The organism is Kribbella sp. CA-245084 (assembly GCF_050942355.1).
In the GTDB taxonomy this organism is placed as follows: Bacteria; Actinomycetota; Actinomycetes; order Propionibacteriales; family Kribbellaceae; genus Kribbella.
Genome location: NZ_CP192053.1, coordinates 3,262,754 through 3,289,320, shown reverse-complemented (window position 1 = coordinate 3,289,320; position 26,567 = coordinate 3,262,754). Strand labels below are relative to the sequence as shown.

26 protein-coding genes are annotated in these 26,567 nt (G+C 68.6%); 6 read left to right on the top strand and 20 right to left on the bottom strand.

Going from position 1 to position 26,567, the window contains the following annotated elements; translation table 11 throughout:
• The first annotated feature begins 158 nt into the window (after nt 1-158).
• From ACQPYH_RS15835 to ACQPYH_RS15825, 3 genes are read left to right on the top strand one after another with little or no spacing between them, the layout of a single operon-like run.
• Nucleotides 159-554 carry a VOC family protein gene (locus ACQPYH_RS15835; RefSeq protein WP_432891980.1) on the top strand — a complete coding sequence of 132 codons (396 nt, stop codon included), beginning with the start codon at nt 159-161 and terminating at the stop codon, nt 552-554.
• On the top strand, nt 551-1,210 hold the full coding sequence (gene nfi / locus ACQPYH_RS15830; protein WP_432891977.1) for a deoxyribonuclease V: 660 nt from the start codon (nt 551-553) through the stop codon (nt 1,208-1,210). The genes ACQPYH_RS15835 and nfi overlap by 4 nt, the downstream gene beginning before the upstream one ends.
• A complete protein-coding gene (locus ACQPYH_RS15825) occupies nt 1,200-1,715 on the top strand; it encodes an NUDIX domain-containing protein (protein WP_432891974.1) in 516 nt (171 codons plus the stop codon). The genes nfi and ACQPYH_RS15825 overlap by 11 nt, the downstream gene beginning before the upstream one ends.
• Here ACQPYH_RS15825 and ACQPYH_RS15820 read toward each other — a convergent pair.
• The 8 genes from ACQPYH_RS15820 to ACQPYH_RS15785 all read right to left on the bottom strand — a co-directional run bounded on the left by ACQPYH_RS15820 (nt 1,686) and on the right by ACQPYH_RS15785 (nt 10,155).
• On the bottom strand, nt 1,686-2,378 hold the full coding sequence (locus tag ACQPYH_RS15820; protein WP_432891971.1) for an SRPBCC family protein: 693 nt from the start codon (nt 2,376-2,378) through the stop codon (nt 1,686-1,688). The two genes, ACQPYH_RS15825 and ACQPYH_RS15820, sit on opposite strands and share 30 nt — an antisense overlap.
• Entirely contained in the window at nt 2,375-3,229 is an 855-nt protein-coding gene (locus ACQPYH_RS15815; protein ID WP_432891969.1) for an FAD binding domain-containing protein, read from the bottom strand. The genes ACQPYH_RS15820 and ACQPYH_RS15815 overlap by 4 nt, the downstream gene beginning before the upstream one ends.
• Nucleotides 3,226-5,610, bottom strand: a complete 2,385-nt coding sequence (locus ACQPYH_RS15810) for a xanthine dehydrogenase family protein molybdopterin-binding subunit (protein WP_432891966.1) — start codon at nt 5,608-5,610, stop codon at nt 3,226-3,228. The genes ACQPYH_RS15815 and ACQPYH_RS15810 overlap by 4 nt, the downstream gene beginning before the upstream one ends.
• A complete protein-coding gene (locus tag ACQPYH_RS15805) occupies nt 5,607-6,077 on the bottom strand; it encodes a (2Fe-2S)-binding protein (protein WP_432891963.1) in 471 nt (156 codons plus the stop codon). The genes ACQPYH_RS15810 and ACQPYH_RS15805 overlap by 4 nt, the downstream gene beginning before the upstream one ends.
• A gap of 74 nt (nt 6,078-6,151) precedes the next feature.
• Nucleotides 6,152-7,510 (bottom strand): XdhC family protein, encoded by a 1,359-nt coding sequence (locus tag ACQPYH_RS15800; RefSeq protein ID WP_432891961.1) that lies wholly within the window; start codon nt 7,508-7,510, stop codon nt 6,152-6,154.
• Complete coding sequence (locus ACQPYH_RS15795) at nt 7,503-8,612, bottom strand: vWA domain-containing protein (protein ID WP_432891958.1); 1,110 nt, start codon at nt 8,610-8,612, stop codon at nt 7,503-7,505. Before ACQPYH_RS15795 ends, ACQPYH_RS15800 begins: the two co-directional genes overlap by 8 nt.
• A gap of 5 nt (nt 8,613-8,617) precedes the next feature.
• Nucleotides 8,618-9,493, bottom strand: a complete 876-nt coding sequence (locus ACQPYH_RS15790; RefSeq protein WP_432891955.1) for an AAA family ATPase — start codon at nt 9,491-9,493, stop codon at nt 8,618-8,620.
• A gap of 38 nt (nt 9,494-9,531) precedes the next feature.
• Entirely contained in the window at nt 9,532-10,155 is a 624-nt protein-coding gene (locus ACQPYH_RS15785) for a nucleotidyltransferase family protein (protein WP_432891952.1), read from the bottom strand.
• Nucleotides 10,156-10,228: 73 nt separating this feature from the next.
• On the opposite strand from ACQPYH_RS15785, the gene nadA reads away from it, so the two are divergent.
• Nucleotides 10,229-11,419 carry a quinolinate synthase NadA gene (nadA, locus tag ACQPYH_RS15780; RefSeq protein WP_206751455.1) on the top strand — a complete coding sequence of 397 codons (1,191 nt, stop codon included), beginning with the start codon at nt 10,229-10,231 and terminating at the stop codon, nt 11,417-11,419.
• Here nadA and ACQPYH_RS15775 read toward each other — a convergent pair.
• From ACQPYH_RS15775 to ACQPYH_RS15750, 6 genes are all read right to left on the bottom strand, one after another.
• Complete coding sequence (locus ACQPYH_RS15775) at nt 11,416-12,273, bottom strand: SCO6745 family protein (RefSeq protein ID WP_432891949.1); 858 nt, start codon at nt 12,271-12,273, stop codon at nt 11,416-11,418. The genes nadA and ACQPYH_RS15775 overlap by 4 nt on opposite strands.
• Nucleotides 12,274-12,370: 97 nt before the next feature.
• Nucleotides 12,371-13,558, bottom strand: coding sequence for a glycosyltransferase (locus ACQPYH_RS15770; RefSeq protein ID WP_432891946.1), 1,188 nt, complete (start codon nt 13,556-13,558; stop codon nt 12,371-12,373).
• The gene (locus ACQPYH_RS15765) at nt 13,558-13,974 is read right to left on the bottom strand and encodes an adenylyltransferase/cytidyltransferase family protein (protein WP_432891944.1); all 417 of its coding nucleotides are present in this window, start codon (nt 13,972-13,974) and stop codon (nt 13,558-13,560) included. The genes ACQPYH_RS15770 and ACQPYH_RS15765 overlap by 1 nt, the downstream gene beginning before the upstream one ends.
• Nucleotides 13,974-14,690, bottom strand: a complete 717-nt coding sequence (locus ACQPYH_RS15760) for a CDP-alcohol phosphatidyltransferase family protein (protein WP_432891941.1) — start codon at nt 14,688-14,690, stop codon at nt 13,974-13,976. The genes ACQPYH_RS15765 and ACQPYH_RS15760 overlap by 1 nt, the downstream gene beginning before the upstream one ends.
• A gap of 5 nt (nt 14,691-14,695) precedes the next feature.
• The gene (locus ACQPYH_RS15755) at nt 14,696-15,121 is read right to left on the bottom strand and encodes an adenylyltransferase/cytidyltransferase family protein (protein ID WP_432891938.1); all 426 of its coding nucleotides are present in this window, start codon (nt 15,119-15,121) and stop codon (nt 14,696-14,698) included.
• 79 nt (nt 15,122-15,200) lie between these two features.
• Nucleotides 15,201-16,424 carry a glycosyltransferase family 4 protein gene (locus ACQPYH_RS15750; protein ID WP_432891935.1) on the bottom strand — a complete coding sequence of 408 codons (1,224 nt, stop codon included), beginning with the start codon at nt 16,422-16,424 and terminating at the stop codon, nt 15,201-15,203.
• A 70-nt stretch (nt 16,425-16,494) separates the two neighbouring features.
• On the opposite strand from ACQPYH_RS15750, the gene ACQPYH_RS15745 reads away from it, so the two are divergent.
• Complete coding sequence (locus ACQPYH_RS15745; RefSeq protein ID WP_432891932.1) at nt 16,495-18,201, top strand: right-handed parallel beta-helix repeat-containing protein; 1,707 nt, start codon at nt 16,495-16,497, stop codon at nt 18,199-18,201.
• A 150-nt stretch (nt 18,202-18,351) separates the two neighbouring features.
• A complete protein-coding gene (locus ACQPYH_RS15740) occupies nt 18,352-19,902 on the top strand; it encodes a right-handed parallel beta-helix repeat-containing protein (RefSeq protein WP_432891929.1) in 1,551 nt (516 codons plus the stop codon).
• On the opposite strand, the gene ACQPYH_RS15735 is transcribed toward ACQPYH_RS15740, so the two are convergent.
• The 6 genes from ACQPYH_RS15735 to ACQPYH_RS15710 all read right to left on the bottom strand — a co-directional run bounded on the left by ACQPYH_RS15735 (nt 19,877) and on the right by ACQPYH_RS15710 (nt 26,356).
• Nucleotides 19,877-21,265, bottom strand: a complete 1,389-nt coding sequence (locus ACQPYH_RS15735; RefSeq protein WP_432891926.1) for a mannitol dehydrogenase family protein — start codon at nt 21,263-21,265, stop codon at nt 19,877-19,879. The two genes, ACQPYH_RS15740 and ACQPYH_RS15735, sit on opposite strands and share 26 nt — an antisense overlap.
• Nucleotides 21,262-22,104 (bottom strand): ABC transporter permease, encoded by an 843-nt coding sequence (locus ACQPYH_RS15730; protein WP_432891923.1) that lies wholly within the window; start codon nt 22,102-22,104, stop codon nt 21,262-21,264. Before ACQPYH_RS15730 ends, ACQPYH_RS15735 begins: the two co-directional genes overlap by 4 nt.
• Entirely contained in the window at nt 22,101-23,018 is a 918-nt protein-coding gene (locus ACQPYH_RS15725) for an ABC transporter permease (RefSeq protein ID WP_432891920.1), read from the bottom strand. Before ACQPYH_RS15725 ends, ACQPYH_RS15730 begins: the two co-directional genes overlap by 4 nt.
• On the bottom strand, nt 23,015-24,061 hold the full coding sequence (locus tag ACQPYH_RS15720; protein WP_432891917.1) for an ABC transporter ATP-binding protein: 1,047 nt from the start codon (nt 24,059-24,061) through the stop codon (nt 23,015-23,017). Before ACQPYH_RS15720 ends, ACQPYH_RS15725 begins: the two co-directional genes overlap by 4 nt.
• Nucleotides 24,058-25,266, bottom strand: coding sequence for an ABC transporter substrate-binding protein (locus ACQPYH_RS15715; protein ID WP_432891914.1), 1,209 nt, complete (start codon nt 25,264-25,266; stop codon nt 24,058-24,060). Before ACQPYH_RS15715 ends, ACQPYH_RS15720 begins: the two co-directional genes overlap by 4 nt.
• Nucleotides 25,267-25,357: 91 nt before the next feature.
• On the bottom strand, nt 25,358-26,356 hold the full coding sequence (locus ACQPYH_RS15710; protein WP_432891912.1) for a LacI family DNA-binding transcriptional regulator: 999 nt from the start codon (nt 26,354-26,356) through the stop codon (nt 25,358-25,360).
• Nucleotides 26,357-26,567 lie beyond the last annotated feature (211 nt).

Sequence of the window (26,567 nt, the reverse complement as noted above, 5' to 3'; positions counted from 1 at the left end):
CCCGCCCACCGAGCGGATCCGGACATAACGACAGGACGTAGTCATATGCGTATGCGACATCGCCCGCCTGAACACACCGCGAACCTGCCCGATCGCCCGACACCTCCTGTCGTTAGTGCCGTTGACGGGTGGAGACGGTGACAGTTGGATGCGATGGCATGAAGACAGTCCTGTTCGCGCTGCGCGTGAGTGATCTGGACCGTTCGCTCGCCTTCTATCGGACGGTCGGGTACGTCGACCTCGGCACGGTGCCGTTCGACGACGGGTCCAGCCTGGTGTGGCTCCGACTGCCGGCCGAGAAGTCGGTGTCGCTCGAACTCGTCCACCGTCCCGCCGACGGCCCGGTCGAGGTCGGCGGCTTCCAGCACTTCGCGATCGAGGTCGAGTCGCTCGCGGAGACTCTCGAACGGTTGATCGCGGCCGGCCTGCGACCCGGCGAGCCTGAGCTGCCCGGCGGTACGGAAGGTCCGAAGACGTCGTGGTTGGTTGATCCGGACGGCTACCGGATAGAGCTCGTCGAATGGCCTCCGAGCGGGCCGCCCACGGTCGAATGAGCTCGACGTGGCCGACCACCGCAGCCGAGGCGATCGCTGTGCAAGAGAAGATGCGCGGGCTGGTCGAGGTTGTGGATGTGGGGCCTGTAGCGCGGTATGTGGCGGGGCTGGACGTCGCGTACGACGGCGATCGGTTGGCGGCCGCGGTCGTCGTACTCGATCGGGAGACGCTCGGCGAGGTGGAGCGCGCGGTCGTGCGTGGGGAGACGACGTTTCCGTATGTGCCGGGATTGTTCGCGTTCCGGGAGGTGCCGGCGTTACTCGCCGCGCTCGAGCGGCTCACGATCACGCCGGATCTGTTGGTGTGTGACGGGCAGGGGCTCGCACATCCGCGGCGGTTCGGGCTCGCCTGCCATCTCGGCGTGCTGACGGGGATCCCGGCGATCGGCGCCGCCAAGACCACCTTCGTCGGGACGCACGTGGAGCTGGGGCGGGAACGCGGCGCGACCGCGGAGCTGATCGACGGTGGCGAGGTGGTTGGCGCTGCGGTCCGGACACAGGACGGGGTCAAGCCGGTCTATGTGTCGGTCGGGCATCGCGTGAGCCTGCCGACCGCCGTTGAGCACGTTCTGCACCTGGCACCGCGGTATCGGTTGCCGGAGACAACCAGAGCGGCCGACCACCTGTGCCGGGAGGGACTACGAGATGAGCGATGACACGCCACGCGTACCGGGCTACACACGACACGAGTTCGGCGACCGAATCGGAGCGACGGCGCTGTTGCGGATCGGCGCTGCAGCGGCGGTGATGGATGGCGATCGGCTGCTATTGACCAAGCGGACCGACAACAACGAGTGGTGCATGCCGGGCGGCGCTGTTGAGCCGGGCGAACGTCCGGCGGAGGCGGCCGAGCGGGAGACGCTGGAGGAAACGGGGTTGTCCGTCCGGGTGACCGGGTTGATCGGCGTGTACTCGAATCCGGACGTCGTCGTGGTGTACCCGGACGGCAACCGGGTGCAGATCGTCGGTGTGGTGTTCCGCGCGGAGGCGGTCGGTGGCGAGGCCGGGACCTCGGTGGAGGTGAGCGAGTCCGGGTGGTTCACGGCGGAGGAGGCCGCACAGTTGACGGTCATCGCCGGGCATCGGCCCGTATTGCCGGCGGTGTTCGCGGGCGCGGTGTACTACGACAGGTCAGCGGCGGATCAGGCGGCGGAGGAGTAGGGCGAGGACGGCGCCGATCAGGTACGGCGCTGCGCGGCGGGCGAGGACGGGGAGGAGGGTGGTGCCCAGGTCGAGGGAGACTTCCACAGGTTCCGACGAAGCCGGCGGAGGTGGAGCGTCGGGCGGCGGAGGCGTGCTGGCCGGTGGAGCGTCGTCGGTCGCAGGAGCGTCGTGGGTCGCAGGTGCGTCGCGGGGCGGCGGGGTGTTGTCAGTTGGAGTGGTGTCGAGCTTGGTTTTCAGGCAGGTGGTGAACTGGTCGAGGAGTTTGTTCGACACGTCCTGGATCAGGCCGCGGCCGAACTGGGCGGGGCGGCCAGTGATCGTCAGGTCGGTGTCGACGGTGACCTCGGTGGACCCCGGATCGGCCTCGGCCAGGCGGGCCGTGACGCGGGCTGTCGCCGTACCGTTGCCGCGCCGGTCCTTGCCCTTGGCCTCGATCACCGCGTGATGGTCGGCCTCATCACGTTCGAGGAAGGTGCCGTTGCCGGAGTACTGCAGCGACACCGGCCCGAGCTTGACCTTGCACGAGCCGGTGAACTCGTCCCCGTCGTACGTCGTCAGGGTGGCGCCGGGGAAACACGGCACCACCCGTTCGAGATCGTTGAACGCGGCCCAGGTCTGCTCGACCGGAGCCGGTACGACGAACGTGTGCTCGAGCTTCACGCCGTACCTGCCGCCGCCAGGACCGCACGCCGAGTGAGCACCGTGGCCAGATGCCGCCGATAGTCCGCGTCACCGTTGAGATCCGTCACCGGTGACGTCCCGTCCGCCGCCCGCGCCGCGGCTTCCCGTACAGCGTCCGCCGTCGCGGGCCGGCCGACCAGCGCTTCCTCGACCGCGGTCGCCCGGACCGGTGTCGAACCCATGTTGCCGAGGGCAACCCGCGCCTCCGCGATCGAGTCGCCGTCGAGCCGGACCGCCGCCGCAACGGAGACGATCGACCACGCCTGCGCGACCCGGTTGAACTTCTCGTAGTGCGCGCCCCACCCGGTGTACTTCGGCACCCGCACCTCGATCAGCAGCTCGTCCTCGCCGAGCGCCGTACTGAACACGCCCTGGAAGAAGTCCGCCGCGGACACGGTACGACGACCGGCCGCGCCGGCGATCACGAACGACGCGTCCAGCGCCACCGCGACGGCCGGCAGATCGGCGGCCGGATCCGCATGGGCCAGCGAACCGCCGAACGTGCCGCGATGCCGGATCTGCGGATCCCCGACCGTTGCCGTCGCCAACGAAATCAACCGGGCATGCTCATTGACCACCGCTGAGGACTGTACGACGCTGTGCGGCGTCATCGCGCCGATCACCAGCACGTCGCCGTCGTCGCGGACGCCGCGCAGCTCGTCGATCTTGCCGAGGTCGACGATTGTGTCCGGCGCCGCCAGCCGCAACCGCAGCGCCGGCATCAGGCTCTGCCCACCGGCCAGCACCTTCGCGTCGGAGTGCTCACGCAGCAACCCCAACGCCTCGTCGATCGTTGCCGGAGCGAAGTACTCGAACGGCGCCGGGATCATGACTGCGCTCCTTCCTGGATCGCCTTCCATACGCGGTACGGCGTACACGGCATCGTCACGTCCGTGACGCCGAGCGGCCGGAGCGCGTCGACGATCGCATTGACGACCGCCGGCGTGGACGCGATCGTGCCGGCCTCGCCGACGCCCTTCACACCGAGCTGGTTCGTCGTCGCCGGCGTCTCGGTCCGCGCCGTCTCGAACCGCGGCAGATCGGGTGCCCCTGGCAACAAATACTGGTCGAACGACCCGGTGATCAGCGTCCCGGCGTCGTCGTGCACAGCCTCCTCGTAGAGCGCCTGCGCGATGCCCTGGGCGAGACCGCCGTGCACCTGGCCCTCGACGATGAGTGGATTGACGACAACCCCGACGTCGTCGACGCTCACATACGATCGGATTGTCGACAATCCTGTTTCGGTATCAACCTCGACCGCGCACAGATGCGTGCCGTGCGGGAACGAGAAGTCGTCCGGATCGAGCGTCGCGTCCGCGTCGAGACACCCTTCCGCGGACCCGTCGAGCTTGTGTCCCTGGAAGACCGCGAACGCCAGCTCCGCCAGCGTCATCCCCGCGTCGGTACCGCGAACGCCGTACCGGCCGGCCGAGAACTCGAGGTCGTCCGCGTTCGCCTCCAGCAGCTGGGCCGCGATCGGCTTCGCCTTCTCGATCACCTTGTCGGCGGCCGCCAGGACCGCCATCCCGCCGACGGCCAGCGAGCGCGAGCCGTAGGTGTCCAGGCCGCGTACGGCGACCTGCGTGTCACCGTGCAGTACTTCGACATCCTCGAACGCGACGCCGAGGCGATCCGCAACCAGCTGGCTCCACGCGGTCTCGTGGCCCTGCCCGTGCGGACTCGTCCCGGTGACCACCTCGACCTTCCCGGTCGGCAGCATCCGGACGGCCGCGTGCTCCCAGCCGCCGCCGACGTACCCCATCGAGCCGAGCCAGCGCGACGGCGCCAGCCCGCACATCTCGGTGTACGTCGAGATGCCGATGCCGAGCTGGACCGGGTCGCCGGACTCGCGGCGCTCCGCCTGCTCCTTGCGCAGGTCGTCGTACCTGAAGAGGTCGCGCGCCTTCGCCGTCGCGGCCTCGTAGTTGCCGGAGTCGTACTGCAACCCGGACACCGTCGAGAACGGGAACTCCTCGTGCTTGATCCAGTTCCGCTCGCGGATCTCCAGCGGGTCGACGCCGACGCGGGCGGCGAGCTCGTCCATCACCCGCTCGATCGCGTACGTCGCCTCCGGCCGGCCCGCCCCGCGGTACGCGTCGGTCCAGGTCTTGTTCGTGAACACGTTCGTGATGCCGAGGTGGTACGACGGGAACTTGTAGATCCCGTTGTACATAAAGGCTCCCAGCAACGGGATCGCCGACGTCACCAGGCCGAGGTACGCGCCCATGTCGGCGGTCAGCTCGACCTTGAGCCCGGTCACGGTGCCGTCGGCATTCGCCGCCAGCGTGACCTGCTGCCACTGGTCCCGCCCGTGGTGGGCGGCCATCAACGACTCGGACCTGGTTTCGCAGTACTTACAGGGCTTTCCGGTACGGCGGGCCGCGATGACCGTGAGGACTTCCTCCGGAGTGAACTGGAGCTTGCCGCCGAACCCGCCGCCGACATCCGGCGCGATCACGCGGATCTTGTTCTCCGGGATGCCGAGCACGAGGGCGATGAAGATCTTCACGAAGTGCGGCACCTGCGTCGACGACCACACCGTCATCTGTTCGGTGGTCGGGTCGACGACGATCGCCCGCGGCTCCATGAACGCCGGGATCAACCGCTGCTGCCGGAACTCCTTCTCGATCACGATGCCGCCGTCGCGAGCGGCCGCGATCGCCGCCTCGACGTCACCGCCGGTGCCGGACTCGGCCGAGTCGTACGCCCACACCGCGGACACGTTCGTCCCGAGGTCCGGATGGGCGATGACCTCGTCGCGAGCCGCGGCGCGGAGCTCGAGGGCCGGCGTGAGTTCCTCGTAGTCGATGTCGACCAGCTCGGCGGCGTCGTTCGCCTCGGTCGTCGTGCGGGCGACGACCATGGCAACGATCTCGCCGGCGAAGGCGACGTGGTCGACCGCCATCGACGGATGCACCGGGGCCTGCTGGTCAGAGACGACGGCCCAGGCGTTCGGCAACGCTCCTTGCTCGTCGGCGATGTCCGCACCGGTGATCACGGCAACGACCCCGGTCGACGCGCGCGCCGCCTCGGTGTCGATCGAGGTGATCCGCGCGTGCGCGAACGGGCTGCGCACCATCGCGATGTGCTGCATCCCCGGCAGCACGATGTTGTCGGTCCAACGGGTCCGGCCGGTGAGCAGCCGGGCGTCCTCCTTGCGGCGGCGCGGGTTGCCGATCTCGGTGGCCGGGCGGTCCTCGGTGGTGGTCATTGCGCACCTCCCGCGGCGGCAGCGGCGCGGACGGCCTTGACGATGTTCTGGTAACCGGTGCAGCGGCAGAGATTGCCTTCGATGCCGAGCCGCACGTCGTCTTCGCTCGGGTCCGGGTTATCGGCCAGCAGATCGATCGACTGCATGATCATGCCGGGCGTGCAGTAGCCGCACTGCAGCGCGTGGTTCTCGTGGAACGCCTGCTGCATCGGGTGCAGCTGACCGTTGCTCGACAGCCCTTCGATCGTGGTCACCTCGTGCCCGTCGACCTGGACCGCGAGCAGCGAACAGGACTTCACGCTCCGCCCGTCCAGGTGGACCGTGCACGAACCGCAGTTCCCGGTGTCACAACCGACCACGGTGCCTGTCTTTCCCAGCTGCTCGCGCAGGTAATGCACGAGCAGCGTGCGCGGTTCCACCTCGTCGGTGAAACTGCTTCCGTCGACCTTCACTGTGATCCGGGTCATTGCCCCGCCTCCAGATGTCAGCACCGCCGTACGTTCGATCCTGCTCCCCGTGTGATGTTGCCCACAAGGGCCGATCAGTGGTGAATCGGTCCCGCCACGCCCGAGAGTCGTTGCCCGGCGCCGCCCCAGCGCTGGGCGATGATCTCGGCCGCGATGCTCACCGCGGTCTCCTCCGGTGTCCGCGCGCCGAGGTCGAGACCGATCGGACTGGCCAGCCGCGCTACCTCCGCCTCGGTCAGTCCGGCCTCCCGCAACCGCTTCAGCCGATCGTCGTGCGTCCGCCGCGAACCCATCGCGCCGATGTATGCGACCTGCGGCAAGCGCAATGCGACTTCCAGCAGCGGTACGTCGAACTTCGGGTCATGCGTCAGCACGCAGATCACCGTCCGATCGTCGATGCGGCCCGCCGCGGACTCCCCCGACAGATACCGGTGCGGCCAGTCCACGATCACCTCGTCGGCCGACGGGAACCGGGACGCGGTCGCGAAGACGGCACGCGCATCGCACACGGTTACGCGGTACCCGAGGAACGAACCGAGTCGCGCAACCGCAGCTGCGAAGTCGATCGCGCCAAACACCAGCAAACGCGGCACCGGCGCATACGACGAGACGAACACACGCATCCCTTCCCCACGCCGCTGCCCGTCCGGCCCGTACTCCAGCGTCTCCGTCCGCCCGTTGGCCAACAGCCCCCGCGCGTCATCCAACACAGCGTCGTCGGCTCGCTCCGAGCCCAAGCTCCCCTTCAAACCAACCCGCCCCTCGCTCCGCTCGGGGCGGGGAAGGGAAGGGGGCGCCGCCCCTGGCGGGGATAGCCCGAGGGCCGGGCCGGGCGCCCGGCCGGAGGCAGTCTCGGACACCCGGCCGGACGCAGTCTCGGACACCCGGCCGGACGCAGTCTCGGACACCCGGCCGGAGGCAGTGTCGGGCGCCCGGCCGGAGGCAGTGTCGGGCGCCCGGCCGGAGGCAGTGTCGGGCGCCCGGCCGGAGGCAGTGTCGGGGCGGACGATGAGGCGGCGGCCGAGCATCGACGGGTCGGGATGCGCGACCACCGTGGCGACTGCGACCGGGCGGCCGGCGGCTATGTCCTCGGCTACTGCGCCCAGTTCTGGGAACGTTGTGCGGTTGATCTTTTCGACGAAGATGTCGAGGATGCCGCCGCAGGTCAGGCCTACGGCGAAGGCTGACTCGTCGCTTACGCCGTAGCGCTGGAGGACGGGGTCGCCTGACTCGAGGACCTCCTCGCCGAGTTGGTAGACCGCGCCCTCGACGCAGCCGCCGGAGACGCTGCCGACTGCCTCCAGGCCGGGGCCGACGAGCATCACCGCGCCGGGCGGCCGCGGTGCGGACTCGAAGGTCGCGACAACGGTGCCGACGGCAACCGATTCGCCGGCGTTCCACCAGCTCAGCAATCGGTCGAGAACATCACGCATCGGCGACCACCTCCAGAAGCTCGGCGAAGCTGGTCAGGCTGTGTCCGGCGACCAGGTCGTCCAGGTGCGGCAGTACGGCGACGATCCCCGCCTGCACGGGTTCGTACCCCGGCTTGCCCCGGTGCGGATTGAGCCACACCACGCGGTGCGCGAGACCGGCCAGCCGTTGCATCTGCGCCCCGAGCAACGTCGCGTCGCCGCGCTCCCACCCGTCGCTGCACACGACTACGACCGCACGCCGCGCCGTACCGCGCTGACCCCAACGGTCCAGGAACACCTTCAGCACCTCACCCAGCCGAGTCCCACCAGACCAGTCCGGTACGACGTCCCCTGCCGACCGCAACGCAAAGTCCGCGTCGCGCCTCCGCAGCGCAGTGGTGACGCGCGTCAACCGCGTGCCGATCGTGAAAACCTCCACCGCACGCGGCGCCTGCTGAACCATCGTGTGCGCGAGCCGGAGCAGACTGTCGGCGTACGGGCGCATCGATCCGGACACGTCGATCAGTACGACGACCCGTCGGGGCCGGACGCCGCGGCGGCGGTAGTGCACGCGGCCCGGTTCGCCGACCTGCCGGAGTTGTGCGCGCAGCGTTCGCCGCGGGTCGACGTCGCCGCGATGTGACGGACGGCGGCGGGTGGCCCGGCGTACCGGGGCTCGTGGTCGGAGCGCGCCGAAGAGGCGGGCCAGTTCGGCGCGATCCGTAGCGGACAGGTCGGCGACATCGCGATGCCGGAGAACCTCCGTCGCACTGGCCGCGACATTGAGCGTGCGCTTGCCGTCCTGCCTCTCGCCGTCGTCGCCGAGGGCGGCCTGGACGGACGCCTGCGGAGTACGGCGGACGACGCCGCGCGATCGCTGTCCGGAGAACCAGGCGGCGAACACCTCGTCGTACCGGGCTGTGTCGTCAGGCCCGCTGCAGAGCGCGGCGCGGCCGGCCCAGTAGACGTCGGCGGTCATCGTCGCGTCGAGGGCGGCCACCGCGCGGAGGAACAGGTGGACCCGGTCGGCGGTCACGGCGAGGCCGGCATGGCGGAGCGCGGAGGCGAAGCCGGCCAACGCGAGATCCGGCTCTGCGCTCGTCGGCTCGGTCGGCTCCGTCATCATCGTCAGCTCGCCAGGAGTCGGTCGAGTGATTCGCGGACGCGGTCGGTGTCCTCGCGGTACTTGAGCACGGCACCGAGGGTCGCGGCCGCGGACTCGACGTCGAGAACGTCGGCGCCGAGCGCTTCGAGGGCCCGGGCCCAGTCGAGGGTCTCCGCGACACCGGGCGGTTTGAGCAGGTCGAGCTCGCGGATCCGATGCACCGACCGGGCAACCTGCTCCGCGAGCCGGGCTGAGACCTCTGGCAGCCGGGTGCGGACGATCTCGACCTCGCGAGCCAGGCCGGGATGGTCGATCCAGTGGTACAGGCAGCGGCGCTTGAGCGCGTCGTGCACCTCGCGGGTCCGGTTCGAGGTGAGTACGACGATCGGCGGGACCTCGGCGGTGATCGTCCCGAGCTCCGGGATCGTCACTTCGTACGTCGACAGCACCTCGAGCAGGAACGCCTCGAACTCGTCGTCGGCGCGGTCGATCTCGTCGACGAGCAGTACGGCGGGGCTCTCGCGGAGCGCACGCAGTACCGGGCGGGACAGCAGGAAACGCTCGTCGAACAGGCTCTTCTCCACCTCTTCGACGACGGCGTCGGAGCTGGTCGCCTCGACGGTCCGCAGGTGCAGGATCTGGCGCGGGAAGTCCCAGTCGTACAGCGCCTGGGACGCGTCGATGCCCTCGTAGCACTGCAGCCGGATCAGGTCGAGGTCGAGCGCTTCGGCGATCGCGGCGGCCAGCGAGGTCTTGCCGGTGCCGGGCTCGCCTTCCAGCAGCAACGGCCGGTGGAGCGCGAGCGCGAGATAGCCGACCGTTGCCAAGCCCTCTCCGGCGAGGTATCCGGTCGCCCGCAATCGCTGGGCAAGCTCACCCGCCGAGCCGACACCACTCATCAGTTCAGGATTCACCTAGTCGCGGTGACTGCCAACCCTCAGCGATGCCCCGGCGGCAAGTCTTCTACGGTGTCGACGTCGCGACCATCGGCCAGGTCCGCACATTCAACAAACAAAGGCCTATTCCGCCGCAAATACGGACGAGCCCCTTCATCCCCGCGAGCCATCTCAATCACCCCGGCCCAGTGGTCTCGCCCGATCACCACCGGATGCCCAGGCACTCCGCCGTACGCCGCCCGAACCAACGCATCCACCTGCGCCTCAGCAGCAACCCGTCGCACAACCTCAACCGCCAACCCAGGCACATCCACCGGCACCACAACAACCGCTTGCGGCGCCGCGCCGGACGCGGATGCGGGGAGATCGCCGAGGGCCGTCAGGCCTGCTCGGAGGGAGGCGCCCATGCCTTCCGTCCAGTTCGTTGCCTCGACCACTTGGGCCGGTTTGGTGGTCAGCTCAGCGCGGACCTCGGCTGCGGCAGCCCCGACGACTACTACGACCGGGGAGCAGCCGGAGGCTGTCAGGATGCGGGCCGCGCGGACGACCCAGGGGACGCCGGCCGGGTCGCGGACGAGCGCCTTCGGGGTGCCCATTCGGCGGCCGGCACCGGCGGCGAGTACCAGACCCGCGACCGGCACCTGCTGCGAGTCAGCGCTCTTCACACTGGGAGAGTACTGATTTCACACTCTGAGCAGTGACGCGCCCCACGCGGACCGCGGTGGCAGGCGTGGCACGATGTCTGACGTGACGACGATCGCGAACGGTTCGAAGGCGCTTCCGTTGCTGTTTCTGGGGCAGAACACCGACCCGCACTCCGAGCGTGGGGTCGAGTGCCCGGGGGCGCTTCCGCCGGCGTCCGACCCGGATCTGGTCGAGCGGGCGTTGAAGGCGAAGGCGGCGCTGGGTGACCAGGTGTTCGTGCTCGGGCACCACTACCAGCGCGACGAGGTGATCCAGTTCGCGGACGTCACCGGTGACTCGTTCAAGCTCGCGCGGGACGCCGCCAACCGGCCGGACGCGCCGTACATCGTGTTCTGCGGTGTGCACTTCATGGCCGAGTCCGCTGACATCCTCACCAACGACGACCAGACCGTGATTCTGCCGGACCTCGCAGCCGGCTGCTCGATGGCCGACATGGCGCGCATCCAGCAGGTCGAGGCAGCCTGGGATGCGCTCGCCGATGCCGGTGTCGCAGACGTGACCGTGCCCGTCACCTACATGAACTCGTCCGCGGACATCAAGGCGTTCTGCGGTCGCAACGGCGGCGTCGTGTGTACGTCGAGCAACGCGGAGACCGCGCTCGGCTGGGCGTTCGAGAAGGGCGAGAAGGTGCTCTTCCTGCCGGACCAGCACCTCGGCCGCAACACCGCCGTACAGCAGATGGGCCTGAGCCTCGACGACTGCGTGGTCTACGACCCGCACAAGCCCGGCGGTGGGCTGACCCGTGAGCAGCTGGCCGCGGCGAAGATGATCCTGTGGCGCGGGCACTGCTCGGTGCACGGCCGCTTCACCCCCGAGTCCGTCGACGATGTCCGTTCGCGGGTCCCCGGCGTGAACGTGATCGTCCACCCGGAGTGCCGCCACGAGGTCGTCACGAAGGCCGATCTGGTCGGGTCGACGGAGTACATCATCCAGGCCCTCGAGACCGCCGAGCCCGGTACGTCGTGGGCCGTGGGCACCGAGCTCAACCTGGTGCAGCGCCTCGCGAAGCAGCACACCGACAAGAACATCGTGTTCCTCGACAAGACGGTCTGCTACTGCGCGACGATGAACCGCATCGATCTGCCGCACTTCGTCTGGGCGCTCGAGAACCTGGTCGCCGGCCATGTGGTCAACCCGATCAAGGTCGACGCCGACACCGAGAAGTACGCGAAGCTGGCCCTGGACCGGATGCTCGCGCTGCCCGGCAAGACCGCCCGGGACTAGAGCCCGGGAGCCGCGCCCTCGTAGCCGACGGCATCGATCCGGGCGACCAGCGGCTCGAGGTCGGCGATCAGCTCGTCGATCTCGTGCGGCTCCAGGCAGTCGTACGCCGGGGCGGCGAGCCTGTCCGTGACCGCCTCGATGTGGTCCTTGAGCTCACGCCCCGCATCGGTGAACTTGTCCGATTCGTTCACGAGGCCGCGATCGCGCAGACCGTCCACCACAGCGGCCAGCTGCTCGTCGTTGAGCGGGCCTAGCCGGCCGTACTCGCGCGGCGTCTGGCCTCCGTCGATCGCCGCGAGTACATGAGCCTCCTGGCCGTCGATGCCGGCGGCCACCAGTGCGATGGTGTGGCCGTCGCCGCGGTGTTCGCGCAGCAGCGTCGCCGCGTGCCACAGCTTGGCGACCGGCTCGTCCGGGACGGGAAGCGACCGCAGCCCGGCGTACAGCATCCGGCCCTCGATCGGTGCGCTGAGCGCGGCCCGGATGGCGAGGTCGGCGGCCCGGGCGAACTCAGGGCTGTCGGCCAGATCGCCCAGGATGCGGCGGAGCGCCGCGACACAGCCCTCCCGGTTGGCGGCGAGGGCGGCCTCGGGGGTGGCGACGTCCCAGCAGCTCGGAATGCAAGCGGCGACCTCGCCCGGGGCGAAGTTGTAGAAGAGCGCATCCACGACCTCGGCCGGGACCCGGCCCAGCGGAGCGGACCGCGAGGCGAAGTACCCCGGCCAGTAGCCCTCGTAGCCGAGTGCCTGAAGTGCGTGCATCGCGTCGTCGGCCATGTAGGCGACGAGATGGATCGGTTCCAGCAGTTGCCGCGTCAAACGGTTGGCCACGGCGTCCTTGGTGCTGGTCGTCATGATGGTGGTCCTCCGGTGGTCGATCGGCCCGTTGCCGGTCTCTCACCTTCGCTACGAACCCGCTCGACGCCGTTCGACATCGGGCCGGAAAGTATTTTCAGTGCGACACGCGGGCCGGTGCGTACCACTCGGCGAGGATCTCCGGGAGCCGATCCGGGCCCCAGCGATCGACCGGCGTGATCCGGCCGCGGAGCGACGCCAGACCCTTGGCCAGCCCGCCGACCACGTCGCCCTGCCACGGGACACTCACGCCCTCGTCGGGGCCGACGATGACAGCCGGCCCGCCGCGATCGACGCAGACCACGGGACAGCCGGAAGCCAGCGCCTCCGTGACCGCCCAGCCGGCAGCCTCCCGGAGCGCAGGGGCGATGAGTGCGTCAGCGCGGAACATCGCCGCCAGCACGTCCTCACGCGGCAGCGCACCCATGAACTCGACCCGGTCGCGCACCCCGAGCTGCCACGCCAGCCCCTCGGCGCGTCCCCAGTCGGGACCGTCGCCGATGATGCGGAGCTCCCAGTTGGACGCCTCGGTGCGGGCCAGCGCACTGATCGCGAGCAGTACGCCCTTCCACGGGATCAACCGGCCGACGAAGAGCGCGGTTTTGATGCCGGGGGCACCGAACGGCTCGTACGGACCGGAGGCGGTGAAACGCCGGATCGCCACATTCGGCTGGACGACGATCTCCTTCGCGTACGGCCGGAACGCCTCCGCCACATCGTTGTTCTGGGCAACCATCAGGTCGGCGGTCTGCGCCATCCGCCGCCCGGTCAGCCGACGGCGGAGTCCGGTGTACGCACGGCGTACCAGCTCTCCGACGACGCCGCGCGGACCGAGCCAGTGCGACATCGCGAGCGGCGCGGTGGTCGATCCGCCGACCGGTCCCCAGATCACCTTCGCCGACGACTCCTCGACCACGCCGGCGCCCATCCAGTCCACGGCGAAGGTCAGATGATGGATCACATCGAACGACTGCTCGGCGTGCAGGCGTCGCGCCGTACGCCGGGCCAGGCCCTGCCACAACGGGTAGTACCAGTACACGTCCGAAGGCCGGCGCCGCAGCCGGAGGATCCAGCGCGGCATCTCCAGCGGTACGACGGTCAGCCCGGGCACCGGCCGGACCGCCAGCTCGGCGTCGATCTCGTGGAGGAACTTGCCGCGGGTCAGCAGCCACACGTCGTGGTCCCGCGCGGCCGCCTTCGCCCAGGCCCATCCCGCGCCGGGCTCGGACCCGCCGGTCGGCCGGCAGGCGTACGCGCTGAGCAGTACCTTCGGCCGGCCAGGCATCAGCTCATCCCCTCCAGAAGCCTGCGCAGATCGGTGCTCGAGGTGGAGGCGGTGTACGGGAAATAGTGCACCTGTGCGCCGACCTCACCCAGCAGCCTCTCCAGTCTCGTCCCCTTTTCCGTTCCCTTCCAGTCATCACCCTTGAAGAGAACGTCGTAGCGCAGTTGTTTCCACATCTCGAACTTGTCGCTCGACCAGTCGCTGACCACCTCGTCGACGAGGTCGAGCGCTCGAATGACATCCATCCGCTCCTGGTGCGGGACCACCGGCGGACGGCCCTTGATCCGCGACACCACGTCGTCCTCCACCACACCGGCGATCAGGTGATCACAGTGCTCGCGGGCGCGACGCAGGATGTTCAGATGCCCGATGTGGAACATGTCGTAGACACCAGGCGCGTACCCGATGAGCGCCATCAGGCCTGCACCCCCAGGACCGCCATCTCCCGGTACCACTTCGCGACCGCGCCCGCGAGGAAGAGCAGGTTCAGCACGAGCAGAGCGCCGTACAGCACGAGGAACAGCGACGGCGTACCGAAGGCCAGGAACACCAGGCACAGCACGCCGTAGTCGGTCGGTGCGATGAGCAACGACTTGATCACCGAATCGCCGCGCTGGTTGGGTGTCGCCGCTCCGCCGTGGCGGCGGCGCAGCTGGTCGATCAGGATCAGCCCGAAGAACAGCACCGACGACATACAGACGTAGGCGAGCGGGACGAGCAGTACCAACTCGTTGTCAAAGGCATCGAATCGGTAGAACGAGATCAGTACGGCGCTGTGCAGCAGCACGATCTTGACGGCGTCGATCATGTGGTCGAGCCACTCGCCCAGCGGCGAGCCGCCGCCGCGCAACCGGGCCAGCTGCCCGTCCGCAGAGTCCAGCCCGTAGCCGAGCACGAGCAGCAGCGTCACGACCAGCGCCAGCAGGAACGACGGCCGGACCGTTGCCACCAGCACGATTCCCACCAGCGAACAGAAACCCGAAGCCAGGCTGACCTGGTTCGGGGTCCGCCGCCCGAGGAACGCGGCCGCCGCGAACACGCGCCCGATCCGCCGATTCACGAACCGCGAGTACGCCGGAGTACCGGCGGACGGCTTCTGCGCCCGGGAAAGCTGCGCGACGGTCTCGCGCATTGAGCTCATGCGACGGAGGACCGCGACTGCCGCTGGTCGATCGCGGCGCGCAGGATCGGGCTGCGGGAGTCCCGGCCGGCAGGCAGGACGGTGATGAGGGCGGGCGGAATCCCGTCCAGCTCGTCAACGCCCAGCACACCGTCGGTGCCAGTGGCAGCGAACACGGTCTGTACCCCCAGTACGCCGGTCAGCCACTCGGACCGCACGTCGTCCACGGCAACCACTTCGTCGACGCACCGCAGGTGCTCGACGATCTGCGCCCGCTCGAGCAGCGGCACGAACGGCCGCGCGCCCCAGGCGTCCAGCGCCCACTCGTCGGACAACACGGCGACCACCAACCGGTCGCTGTGCCGGCGCGCCCGTTCGAGCACGTCGACATGCCCGACGTGGAACAGGTCGAAGACCCCGGCCACACATCCGACCCCCGGCACCCTGGCCAAACTGCCATCCCCCAACACGAATTCCTGCGATCCCTCTGGCGCGACGCTGCCCCCTGCGTCCCGCGGAACTTTATACCTGTCCGGCACGGCGCGCCCAGGATCCCCGACGCGTCCGGCCGCTGTCGGCGTGCCGGGCGATCGCATCGGTGTAGATCCTCTCCGTGGCCACCAGATCACGCTCCGGAGTGAAGCGGTCCAGATAAACCTGTCGGGCTCGTTCGCCGAAGGCTATCGAAGTCTCGGGATCAGCCACCAACCCGATCGCCTTCCGCAATCCCTCCGGATCACCGGGGACGGTCAATGCACCGGTTTCTCCGTCGTCAACAAGCTCCGCGAGCGCCCCGAGCCGGGAAGCGACCACCGGAACGCCGTGCGCGAAAGCCTCTACCACCACGAGTCCGAAGCTCTCATACGAACGTGCCGGTACGACGGCGACGCGCGCGGAGCGCAGCAGTTCCATGCACTCTGCCCAGGGTCGTTGACCAAGCACCTGAACAGACAGGTCTTTTCGGGCCCGTTCCTCGGCCGCGGCCCGCAGCGGACCGTCGCCGACCACGATCAGCTTCCCGAGCGAGGAGTCCCACGCCTGCAGCAGATCCGCGAACCCCTTGTCCTCGCTCAGCCGCCCGAGGAACACCACGCCGTCGCCCGCACCGCTGCGCACCTCGCCCGAGTGCGGCACGGCGTGGGGCTTCACCTCGAACCGCTCCGGGTCGAAGCCGGCCGCGGCGTACCGATCGCGGACGAACCCGGACGGTACGACGAATGTGTCGACGTACCGCTGCCAGGTGTGCAGCGTGTTGTGAACGCCGATGCTCGCCGCCAGCGGCAACGTCTGCACGCGGGATTCGCGGTAGCAGCTGTGCCGCACCGCGGCCAACGGAAGCTTGCCGACGCACGACTCGCACGGCGCCCCGTCGCGCTGCAGCACCGCGTTCGCACAGAGCAGCCGGAAGTTGTGCAAGGTCGCGACCACCGGAAGGTTCAAGCGGTACGCCGCCCGCAGCACCGAGGCGCTGAACAACGGAAAAGTGTTGTGAACGTGCACCAGATCGGGCCGCTGCGCTTGCAATAGAAGTGTTAAATCGCGTTCCGCCGAAAATGACCAAACGGAGCGAAACGGTAACAGCGCGCGATCTTTCCGGCTCAACTGCGCGATGTCGTCGCTGTTTCGGGCGTAGAGGTCGATCTCATGTCCTGAGTTGCGCAATAAATCAACCGTTTGCGCGACAACGGTGTTCTCGCCACTGGGTTGACCGGTCCGGTAACGGTTGTGCAACATGGCGACCCGCATGGCACTACCTTAAGTCCCGCCCTCGTCACGCAGACGGCTACACCTGGTTTCCCGCTCCCAGGAGAGTGCATTGAGGAAGTTGTGGTTCGCAGCGCTTATCGCTGCGGCGCTGGCAGTCGTTACGATCGCGATGCCCGTGATCGCCAACGAGAACAAGGCGACGACCGCCGCCAAGTCCGTGACGGCGGAGCAGGCCGCGTCCCGGGTGCTGCCATCGCACCGGCCAGGAAAGACGACCTCGACTCCCGGCAAGTCGCAGCCGAAGGCCACTCGCTCGACGGCCGCGCCCTCGAAGAAGCCCGGCGCGTCGACGACGCCGACCAAGAAGCCGACCGCCACCCCGACCAAGCCGGTCGAGCCCAAGCTCCCCACGACCCCCACCGTGGACTCGGACGAGGCCGGCCCGGCTGTTGCAGGTCCTTGTGTCGGCACGGTGATCGAGCCCGGCGACAACGCACAGTCGATCGTGAACTCCAAGCCCGCCGGTACGACGTTCTGCTTCGCGGCCGGCCTGCACCGGATCAGCTCGACCATCCGCCCGAAGGCGAACCAGGTGCTCGCGAGCGCCAAGCGCGCCGTCCTGACCGGGTCGGTCCCGCTGACCGGCTGGGCGAAATCCGGCTCCGCATGGGTGGTGCGCGGCGCGCTGCCGGCGGCGTACGGCAAGAGCGGTGAGTGCGAGGACAACAAGTCGAACATCTGCTACCTGCGGGAGCAACTGTTCCTCGACGACGTCCACCTGACCCGGGTCGCGAGCGTCTCGGCGGTCAAGGCCGGCACGTTCTACGCGGACTACGCGGCAAACGCGATCTATCTCGGCAGCAACCCGGTCGGGCACGCGGTGGAGATGTCGAAGACGGCGACCGCGATCGAGTCGAACGCGACCGGGGTCGTCGTACGCGGCTTGACCATCGTGCACTTCGCCAGCGCACCGCAGGCCGGCGCGCTCGTCTCTGGGCCGGGCTGGAAGGTCACCGCCAACGACGTCCGCTGGAACCACGCGGTCGGCGTCATGCTGGTGAAGGCCAACAGCACCAAGGTCGACAAGAACCTGATCCAGTACAACGGCCAGCTCGGTCTCGGCCAGTACAGCTCGGCCGCGGCGGCCGTCACCGGCAACATCATCACCTCGAACAACACCGACGGCTTCTGGATCGCCGACTGGGAGTCCGGCGGCATCAAGTCCACCCGGTCGTCCGGCACGGTCAGCGGCAACATGATCAAGTCCAACAAGGGCGTCGGGATGTGGGCCGACGTCGCCGACGACGGCCGGGTGATCAGCGGCAACCAGATCGTCGGCAACGCCGCGGACGGCATCCGCTACGAGATCAGCCGCAACGGCACGATCTCCGGCAACACCGTGACCGGCAACGGCTTCGGCACCGGGCGCGGCTCGGGTACGTCGCTGTGGGACGGCGGCGGGATCAACATCAACACCTCGTCCGGCATCACGATCAAGGGCAACAAGGTCTCGGGCAACGTCAACGGCATTGCGATCCAGTCCCGGACCCGTGGCACCGGCCCGTGGGGAACGTACCTGCTCCGCGACGTACAGGTCACCGGGAACACGATCGAGATGACCGCCGGCACGCAGGCGACCGGCATGGTCCAGAACGCAGGCGCCGCCGTACCGGCCGGTGAAGTCGTCTTCAGCGGCAACAAGTACGTGCTGGACGACCTCGGCACGCAGCGGTTCAGCCGGTTCGGCACGAAGCTCACGGCCGCCGGGTGGCAGTCGGCCGGGTTGGATGCCATCGGCACCTTCCTTGCCAATTGAGCACAGCCTCGCGAACCGATCGCTTGCTCACCGCAACATATTTGTGCGCTACGTATTGCCATGACTACGTGATGTAGGGGTAATCTGCAAAGCGAAGCCGCGCCATGGGGGGTGCGCTCAGGGCTCACCTGTGCCACCGGAGGCTCCGCAATGAAGAGAGCAGTTCTGGCAATAGTTGCAATCGGCACCAGTCTGGTTGCCCCTGGCCCCCTGCCCGCGCAGGCGGCCACGACACTCGCCACACCGCCCGCGGACGGCACGTTCCGCAGCGGACCCGCGCTGGCGCCCGCCTGCGCCGGGGTGCCGATCAAGACCACCGACAACGCCGCCCAGGTCGTCGACGACTGGCCCGCCGGTACGACGTTCTGCTTCGCGTCCGGCCTGCACCGGATCTCCGAAACGATCCGTCCCAAGGCGAACCAGGTGCTGGCGAGCGACGACGGCGCCGTCCTCACGGGATCCGTGCGGCTGACGAAGTGGACCCTGTCCAACGCCGCCTGGGTGACCACGGGCGTGCTGCCGTCGGCGTACCCGCAGACCGGGCAGTGCGAGGACAACAAGACCAACATCTGCTATCTGGCCGAGCAGGTGTTCTACGACGGCAAACACCTGACCCGGGTGGCCTCTCGCGACAAAGTTGCCCGCGGCACCTTCTACGCCGACTACGCCGCGAACGCGATCTACCTGGGTGACATCCCGGCCGGCCATGCCGTGGAGATGTCCAGTACCCCGACCGCGATCGCGCCCGGCGGGAACAACGTCACCGTGCGCGGTTTGACCGTCGAGCACTTCGCCACTCCCCCGCAGAGCGGCGCGGTCGTGCTGGGCCTTGGCTGGCACGTGTTCGCGAACGAGCTCCGCTGGAACCACGCGATCGGCGCGATGCTGCAGAACGCGGACAGCGCAGTACTCGAGAAGAACTGGATCCACGACAACGGGCAGCTCGGCGTCGGGCAGTACAGCACGCTGAAGGGCACGATCGCGGCCAACGACATCAGCGACAACAACACCGACGGCTTCTGGATCGCCGACTGGGAGTCCGGCGGCGTGAAGACGACCTGGTCGAGCGGCGGTTCGGTGACCGGAAACCTGATCCAGGACAACCGCGGCATCGGGTTGTGGAGCGACGCGTACGACGACAGTCGCACGTTCAGCAACAACCAGATCATCGACAACGCCGCCGACGGGATCCGCTACGAGATCGGCCGCAACGGCGTGATCGTGGGCAACTCGATCAGCGGCAACGGCTTCGGCACCGGCCGCGGTTCGGGGACGTCGTTGTGGGACGGCGGCGGGATCAACGTCAACACCTCGTCGAACGTCCAGGTGCGTGACAACGTGGTCGCGAACAACGTCAACGGGATCTCGATCCAGTCCCGCACCCGCGGCTCCGGCCCGTGGGGCACCAACGTGCTCCGCGATATCGTTGTCTCCGGCAACCAGGTGACGATGCGCGGCGGAACCACCGCGACCGGCATGGTGCAGAACTCCGGTGCGGCGATCCCGGCGGGCGAGGTCAGCCTGGACGACAACGTGTACATCCTCGACAGCCTCGGCGCCGAACGGTTCCAGAAGACCGGTCAGTGGTACACCGCGCAGGAGTGGCGCGCGACCGGTCAGGACGCAGCGAGCGCGTTCACCATCGGCAGGGCGATCCTGGACGCGACCGGCGTACTCACGATCCTGCCAGCAGCGAGCTGACGTGCTCGACCAGCAAGTCGCGGAACACGGCTGAGTCACGCAGGTCGGGAGTGAACACGGAGTCCACGGCGAGCAACGCATCGACCACCTTGGCCGGCTCGGACACGGCCGCGATCGCAGCCTTCAGCTTGTCGGCCTGCGGGTCGTCGAGATCCGGCGTCCGCAGGACGTAGACCATCCAGGCGGCGACGGCGAGCGAGATCGTGCGCGGCTCGGCGCCGGCGGCCAGGCGGTCTCGGACGGTGCCGAGCATGCGGACGGGCAGCTTGACCGAGCCGTCCATCGCGACCTGGCGGGTCCGGTGCTTGAGCGCCGGGTTCGCGAACCGCTCCAGCACGCTCGCGCCGTACGCCGCGAGGTCGAGCCCGTCCGGCGGCGTCAGCGTCGGTACGACGTCGTCGGTCATCAGCGCCTGCGACAACCGGGACAGCTCCTCGTCGCGGACTGCCTCGGCGATCGTCTCGTAGCCGCGCAGCGCGCCGAGGTACGCGAGCATCGAGTGGGTGGCGTTGAGCATCCGCAGCTTGGCCTGCTCCCACGGCGCGACGTCTGCGGTAAGGACGGCGCCGCCGCGCTCCCACGCCGGACGGTCGCCGGCGAAGTCGTTCTCGATCACCCATTGCAGGAAGGGCTCTGCGACCACCACGGCCTCGTCCCGTACGCCGAGCAGCCGGGCCGCCTCCGCACGGTCGTCCTCGGTCGTGGCGGGCACGATCCGGTCGACCATGCTGGCCGGGAACCGCGTCGCCTCGAACGTCTCCGGGATCTTGCCCAGGGCATCGAAATAGTCGGTCACCAGCTTGCGCAGGAACGGGCCGTTGGCAACCAGGTTGTCGCAGGACACGATCGTCAGCGGTTCGTCGCGCCGCGCGATCCCGGCGGCGAGCTGGCCGACGACCGTCCGCGGCGGGCGGCCGGTCAGGTCGGCCTGGATCTCCGGGTCGTCCAGGTTCAGCCCGGTGCCGGTCGCGCGGTAGCCCTTCTCCGTGACGGTCAGCGTCACCACGGTGACCGCCGGGTCCGCGATCCGCGCGACCACCGCGTCCGGGTCCTCCGGCGCCGTGAGTACGTCGCGGATGCTGCCGATGACCTGGACGGTCGGATCACCGAGCCCGCGCTCCAGGACGGAGTACAGGCCGTCCTGCGGTGCCAACTGGTCGCGGACGGTGGCGGAGCGCTGGCTGACGCCTGCGATCCCCCAGCGTGTCTCGCCGGTGGCAACCGCCGCTCGCTCGGTCACCACCGCCTGGTGGGCCCGGTGGAAGGCGCCGAGGCCGAGGTGGACGATGCCGACCGACAGCGAGTGCGGGTCGACCTCGGGGGCGACGGGCAGATTGGCGAGACTGAGCCTGCTCGAATTCATTCGGAGGGTTCTTCCTTCACTCGGGCGACCAATTGCGTCGGATTGACGAAGCGAAGCGCTACTACCAGGAGTACCAGCATCATCGCCGTGTAGATGACAGCCATCGCGTCCACGGACTGCTGAGCGCGGATCCCGGCCGCGGACATTGAGTAGTAGAGAGCGACGACCAGCGTCTGCGAATCCGGTCCGGCCGTCAGGAACGTCAGCTCGAACATGCCGACCGTACGGACCAGCACCAGGATCGCCGACGCCAGCAGGCCCGGGACGAGCAGCGGCGCGAGGATCTTCAGGAACACCGCCCGGGTCCCGGCGCCGAGCATCCGGGCCGCGTCCTCGATCCGCGGATCGACCTGCTCGATGAACGGCGTCATGGTCAGGATCACGAACGGCACCGACGGCACCAGGTTCGCAAGCACGACCCCGGACAGGTGACCGGCGAACCCGAACTTGTAGAGCACGGTCGCGAGCGGGATGCCGTAGGTGATCGGCGGCATCAGGATCGGCAGCAGGAAGGTCAGGTAGACCAACCGCTTGCCCGGGAAGTTCTTCCGGGCCAGCACGTACGCCGCCGGCGCTCCGACGAGGACCGACAGTACGACGACCAGCGCCGACACGAGCAGCGTCACCACGATGACGTGGAACAACGTGAACTCGCGCCACGCCTCGCCGTACCACTGGGTGGTGAAACCGCTCGGGAACCACGTGTCGAACCAGCGTCGGCCGAACGAGCTGACCAACACCGACAGGACCACACCGGCCAGGTTGACGAAGAAGAACGCGACGACGGCCCAGATGACCCATCCGAGCGGGGTTGTCCCCTTTCTGATCCGCTGGCTCATCCCTTGCCTCCCGTCGATCCGGTGTAGAGCCGCGACCGCCACAGCAGCACGACAGCCACCACGACCAGCTCCACGACGCCCATCACCATCGCGATCGCCGACGCGTACGAGTAGTCGTACTGCTCGTACGCCGCCTGGTACGCCGCCAGCGAGATCACCCGCGTGGACCCGGCCGGGTTGCCGACCAGCACCGCCGACGGGAAGACCGAGAACGCGAGTACGAATGTCAACAAAAAGGTTGTCGCCAATCCGGGTGCCAGCAACGGCAGCGTGATCCGGCGGAACCGTTGCGCCTTGGAGGCGCCGAGCGTCGCGGCGGCCCGCTCGAGGGTGGGATCGATGCCGCTCAGGTACGACAGCACCAGCAGGAACGCGAACGGGAAGCCGGTGATGACGAGCGAGAAGAACACGCCCCAGTAGTTGTTCGTCAGCCGGATAGGATTGTCAACAATGTGCAGATCGAGCAAGACGCGGTTGAACCAGCCGGTCGGGCCGAGGTAGTTCAGCAGCCCCTGCGCCGTCAGCACCGTCCCGAGCGTGATCGGTACGACGAGGATCGTCGTCAGCAGCCGCTTGCCGCGGAACCGGCCGCGCAGGCGGAAGGCAATCGGTACCGCCGCGAGCACGTTCAGCAGTGCGGCCGGGAGGGCGATCTTCAGCGTGGTCGCGATCGTGTCGCGCTGGTACGCGTCGCCGAAGAACTTGTTGTAGTTGGCAAGGACTCCGCCGCCGTTCATCGGCTGGAACGACAGGCTCAACCCGTAGAGGAACGGGTACACGAACAGCAGCAGGACGAAGATCGTGGCCGGAAGCAACAACCACAGCCGCCGATCGACACCCCGCTCGGCCAGCCGGTGCTGCCAGGTCGAGGCTGAGCGGGTGGAAGGCATCTGGGCTTTCGTGGTTGCGCTCATGACGGATACACCAGGAGCCGCCCGGGCGTGACCGTCAGGGCGACCTGCTCCCCCGGCTCGACCCGCTGCTCGGTCCGCACATGCAGCCTGAGATCGCCCGCGATCACCACCTCGACCGCGCGTTCACGGCCTTGGTACTCGACGACCTCGACGAGTCCCTTCACGCCGTCGTCGCCCAGCTTGACGTCCTCGGGTCGGACGGCCGCGATCACGTCGTCCCCCGGTGCGACAGGGCTCTGCGCGGCGCCGCGGATCGCCGTACCGCCGAGGTCGACCGTCACCTGGTCGCCGGCCAGCTGAGAAACCTTCAATGGCAACAGGTTGCGGTAGCCCATGAAGTCGGCGACGTGCCAGGTCGACGGTTTGGTGTGCACCTCCTCGGGCGTGCCGAGCTGCTGCACCTTGCCCTGCCGCATGACGACCAGGCGGTCGGCCATGCTGAGCGCCTCCTCCTGGTCGTGCGTCACGTACACGGTGGTGAGGCCGAGCGACTGGTGCAGCCGACGGATCTCGGTCCGCATCTCCAGCCGGAGTTTGGCGTCGAGGTTGCTCAGCGGTTCATCCATCAGCACCAGCGACGGCTCGAGCACGGTCGCGCGAGCGATCGCCACCCGCTGCTGCTGCCCGCCGGACAATTGCCCGGGCAGCTTGCTCGCGTGCTCGGTCAGCTGGACCGTCTCGATCGCCTCGGCGGTCCGCCGCCGTACCTCGTCCTTCGGCAGGCGGCGCATGCGCAGGCCGAAAGCGATGTTGTCCCGGACGGTCAGGTGCGGGAACAGCGCGTAGTTCTGGAACACCATGCCGAAGCCGCGCTTCTCCGGCGGCAGCGTGTCGATCTGCTTGTCGTCCTGCCAGATCGCGCCGGCGGTCAGCGGGAGCAGGCCGGCCAGGCAGTTCAGCGCGGTCGACTTGCCGCAGCCGGACGGGCCGAGCAGGGCGATGAACTCGCCCCGCTCGATCGTCAGGTCGAGCCCGGACAGGGCGTCCGCGGTCCCGAACCGGCGGGTGACGCCCTCGAGCCGGAGCTGGTCGAACCCGCTCACTGGCCCTTCACCTTGCTACCGCCGACCTCGCGGTCCCACTTGTCGAAGGCGGCCACCAGAGCCTTCGCGTCCAGCGGTACCTCGGTCGGATTGTCGGCAATCAGCTTGTCGTACTCCGGACGGCCGTACTCCGTGATCGCGTCCTTGCTCTCCTGCGGCGCCTGCGACAGCTCGACACCCTTGATCGCCGGCCCCGGGTAGAAGTAGCCCTTGTCGTACGCCTTGGCCTGCTGCTCCGGCGTCAGCATGAACTGCAGCAACTGCAGGATCGCGGCCTGCTTGTCGGTCGACACACCCTTCGGTACGACGGCGTAGTGCGCGTCGGTCACCCAGTGGAACCCCGTGATCGGGGTGATCGCGGCCTCCTTCGGCACGGTGCCGAGGACGCGCGGGTTGATGTCCCAGCCCGTCGTACTCGCGATGATGTTCGCCGAGCCGTTGGCCAGCGCCTTCATCGTGTCCGCGGTGCCGGACGGGTAGAAGTCGACGTACTGGTTGAGCTCCTTGAGGTAGGCCCAGGTCTTGTCCCAGCCGTTCACCGGGTCCTTCGGGTCCTTGTCACCGAGGATGTACGGCAGGCCCATCAGGAACGTGCGGCCGGGGCCGGAGTTGGCGGGCCGCGCGTACATGACCTTGCCCTTGTTGGCCTTCGCGTAGGCGAGCAGGTCGTCGGCGGTCTTCGGCGCCGACGGGACCTTCGACGGCATGTACTCGAGCAGCGGACCGGACGGGTAGTAGGTGACCGTGACGCCTTCCTTGCCGGCGAGCTCCTGCATCTTGGCCGCGGGCGCGAGGTAGTCCTTCATACCGGGCAGCCGATCGGAGTACTTCGTCAGCAGATCGGTCCACAGGCCCTGTTCGCGGCCGGCCGCGAGACCGTCGGTGCCGGTCAGGACCAGGTCGATGTCGACCCGGTTCGCGTTCTGCTGGGCCTTGATCTTGCCGGCCAGCTCAGGCGCCGGCGCCTTCGAGTACGTGACCTTCGAGATCACGTCGTGGTGCTGCTGGACGAAGTCGTCGATCATGCCTTGTGTCAGTTGCAGGTTGCCGGCGACGTCCAGGATGTTCAGCGTCACCGCTTTGGACGGCTTGTCCGGCACGTCACCACTACTGCCGGTGGCGGGTTTGTTCGGCGCCGGAGCGCCACAGGCGACCAGTACGGCGAACAGGCCGGCGGTCGCGATCATTCTCCGTTGCAGGTGCATCGGGTTTCTCCTCTGGATCAAGGCGGGCCCGGTCTGGTCTGCATCGTCTGAGCGTCGTGCGAGACCTTCCGGGTTGATCACCGTGAGGTTTCTAGTTGGGCGGTGCTGGTCCGGTGCTGTCCCGGACGATCAGTTCCCCGTGCAGTTCCCCGTGGGTGCCGGCCGAGGCGGCCGCGCCCTCCGGGTCGTCGAGCATCGTCAGCAGCAGCTCCACGGCGATCCGGCCGGCCTCCTGCTTGGGCAGGCGGACCGTGGTCAGCGCCGGTCGGGCCATGGATGCCATCGCGATGTCGTCGACGCCGACCACGCTCAGGTCGCCCGGGACCGAGAGTCCGCGGGCGTGCAGGCGGGCCAGCAGGCCGATCGCGACGAGGTCGTTGTAGGCGACGACGGCGGTGGCGCCGGTCGCGATCACCTGGTCGGCGGCGGCCATGCCACCTTCGTACGTCGGGGCGAAGTTGCCTACCGGGGCGAGCTTCGCGCGCAGTTCCTCGACCGCGTTGCGCAGGCCGAGGCCGCGGTGCTGGGTCGACCAGGAGGTTGCCGGTCCGCCGACCCAGGCGATCCGGTGGTGGCCGAGGGCAACAAGATGGGCGACGGCCTGGCGCATGCCGCCCTCGTTGTCGTAGGTGACGCCCGGAATCCCCTCGGCGGCACGGTTGACGAGGACGACGGTGGTGTCCTCGGCGATGGCCGCGAGTTCGTCGTTGCTCGCGCGGGGCGAGCACAGGATGACGCCGTCGACCTGCTTGGACAGCGCGCGCACGAGTCCGGCCTCGGCGGCCGGGTCCTCGTCGGTGTCCGCGACGAAGACGGCGACGTCGTGGCGGCGGGCGCGTGCCTGCACGCCTTTGGTGACGCTCGCGAAGAACGGGTTGGCCAGATCCGGCACGACCAGACCGATGGTCCCGGTCCGCCCGGTGATCAGCCCGCGAGCCGCCCGATTGGGCTCGTACCCCAACTGCTCGACCGCAGCAGCAACCCGCGCCCTCGTCGCCGCATTCACCATCCCAGGCAACGACAACGCCCGAGAAACGGTCGACGGCGACACACCCGCCAACCGAGCCACATCCCGAATAGTCGCCGCCACGCCCACCTCCATCACCCACCGACCCAACCGAACCCCAGCCCGAGCCCAGCTCGGGCCGGTCACAGCTGGTTGCTTCCATTTCCTCCCCGCCCCGAGCGAAGCGAGGCGCGGGGAGTTGGTTCGGGTTGAGTTTGCAATCGGTTGCAGGCTGTGTCAAGCGGTCGGCTCGTGGACGCTCTCTTGTGCTGACAAGGTACGGCTGCAATCCTTT

Coding starts and splice junctions, on each gene's coding strand:
- ACQPYH_RS15835 (WP_432891980.1), top strand. CDS start 159: ATGAAGACAGTCCTGTTCGCGCTGCGCGTGAGTGATCTGGACCGTTCG.
- nfi (WP_432891977.1), top strand. CDS start 551: ATGAGCTCGACGTGGCCGACCACCGCAGCCGAGGCGATCGCTGTGCAA.
- ACQPYH_RS15825 (WP_432891974.1), top strand. CDS start 1,200: ATGAGCGATGACACGCCACGCGTACCGGGCTACACACGACACGAGTTC.
- ACQPYH_RS15815 (WP_432891969.1), bottom strand. CDS start 3,229: ATGATCCCGGCGCCGTTCGAGTACTTCGCTCCGGCAACGATCGACGAG.
- ACQPYH_RS15810 (WP_432891966.1), bottom strand. CDS start 5,610: ATGACCACCACCGAGGACCGCCCGGCCACCGAGATCGGCAACCCGCGC.
- ACQPYH_RS15805 (WP_432891963.1), bottom strand. CDS start 6,077: ATGACCCGGATCACAGTGAAGGTCGACGGAAGCAGTTTCACCGACGAG.
- ACQPYH_RS15800 (WP_432891961.1), bottom strand. CDS start 7,510: ATGCGTGATGTTCTCGACCGATTGCTGAGCTGGTGGAACGCCGGCGAA.
- ACQPYH_RS15795 (WP_432891958.1), bottom strand. CDS start 8,612: ATGACGGAGCCGACCGAGCCGACGAGCGCAGAGCCGGATCTCGCGTTG.
- ACQPYH_RS15790 (WP_432891955.1), bottom strand. CDS start 9,493: ATGAGTGGTGTCGGCTCGGCGGGTGAGCTTGCCCAGCGATTGCGGGCG.
- nadA (WP_206751455.1), top strand. CDS start 10,229: ATGTCTGACGTGACGACGATCGCGAACGGTTCGAAGGCGCTTCCGTTG.
- ACQPYH_RS15775 (WP_432891949.1), bottom strand. CDS start 12,273: ATGACGACCAGCACCAAGGACGCCGTGGCCAACCGTTTGACGCGGCAA.
- ACQPYH_RS15770 (WP_432891946.1), bottom strand. CDS start 13,558: ATGCCTGGCCGGCCGAAGGTACTGCTCAGCGCGTACGCCTGCCGGCCG.
- ACQPYH_RS15765 (WP_432891944.1), bottom strand. CDS start 13,974: ATGGCGCTCATCGGGTACGCGCCTGGTGTCTACGACATGTTCCACATC.
- ACQPYH_RS15760 (WP_432891941.1), bottom strand. CDS start 14,690: ATGCGCGAGACCGTCGCGCAGCTTTCCCGGGCGCAGAAGCCGTCCGCC.
- ACQPYH_RS15750 (WP_432891935.1), bottom strand. CDS start 16,424: ATGCGGGTCGCCATGTTGCACAACCGTTACCGGACCGGTCAACCCAGT.
- ACQPYH_RS15740 (WP_432891929.1), top strand. CDS start 18,352: ATGAAGAGAGCAGTTCTGGCAATAGTTGCAATCGGCACCAGTCTGGTT.
- ACQPYH_RS15735 (WP_432891926.1), bottom strand. CDS start 21,265: ATGAATTCGAGCAGGCTCAGTCTCGCCAATCTGCCCGTCGCCCCCGAG.
- ACQPYH_RS15730 (WP_432891923.1), bottom strand. CDS start 22,104: ATGAGCCAGCGGATCAGAAAGGGGACAACCCCGCTCGGATGGGTCATC.
- ACQPYH_RS15725 (WP_432891920.1), bottom strand. CDS start 23,018: ATGAGCGCAACCACGAAAGCCCAGATGCCTTCCACCCGCTCAGCCTCG.
- ACQPYH_RS15715 (WP_432891914.1), bottom strand. CDS start 25,266: ATGCACCTGCAACGGAGAATGATCGCGACCGCCGGCCTGTTCGCCGTA.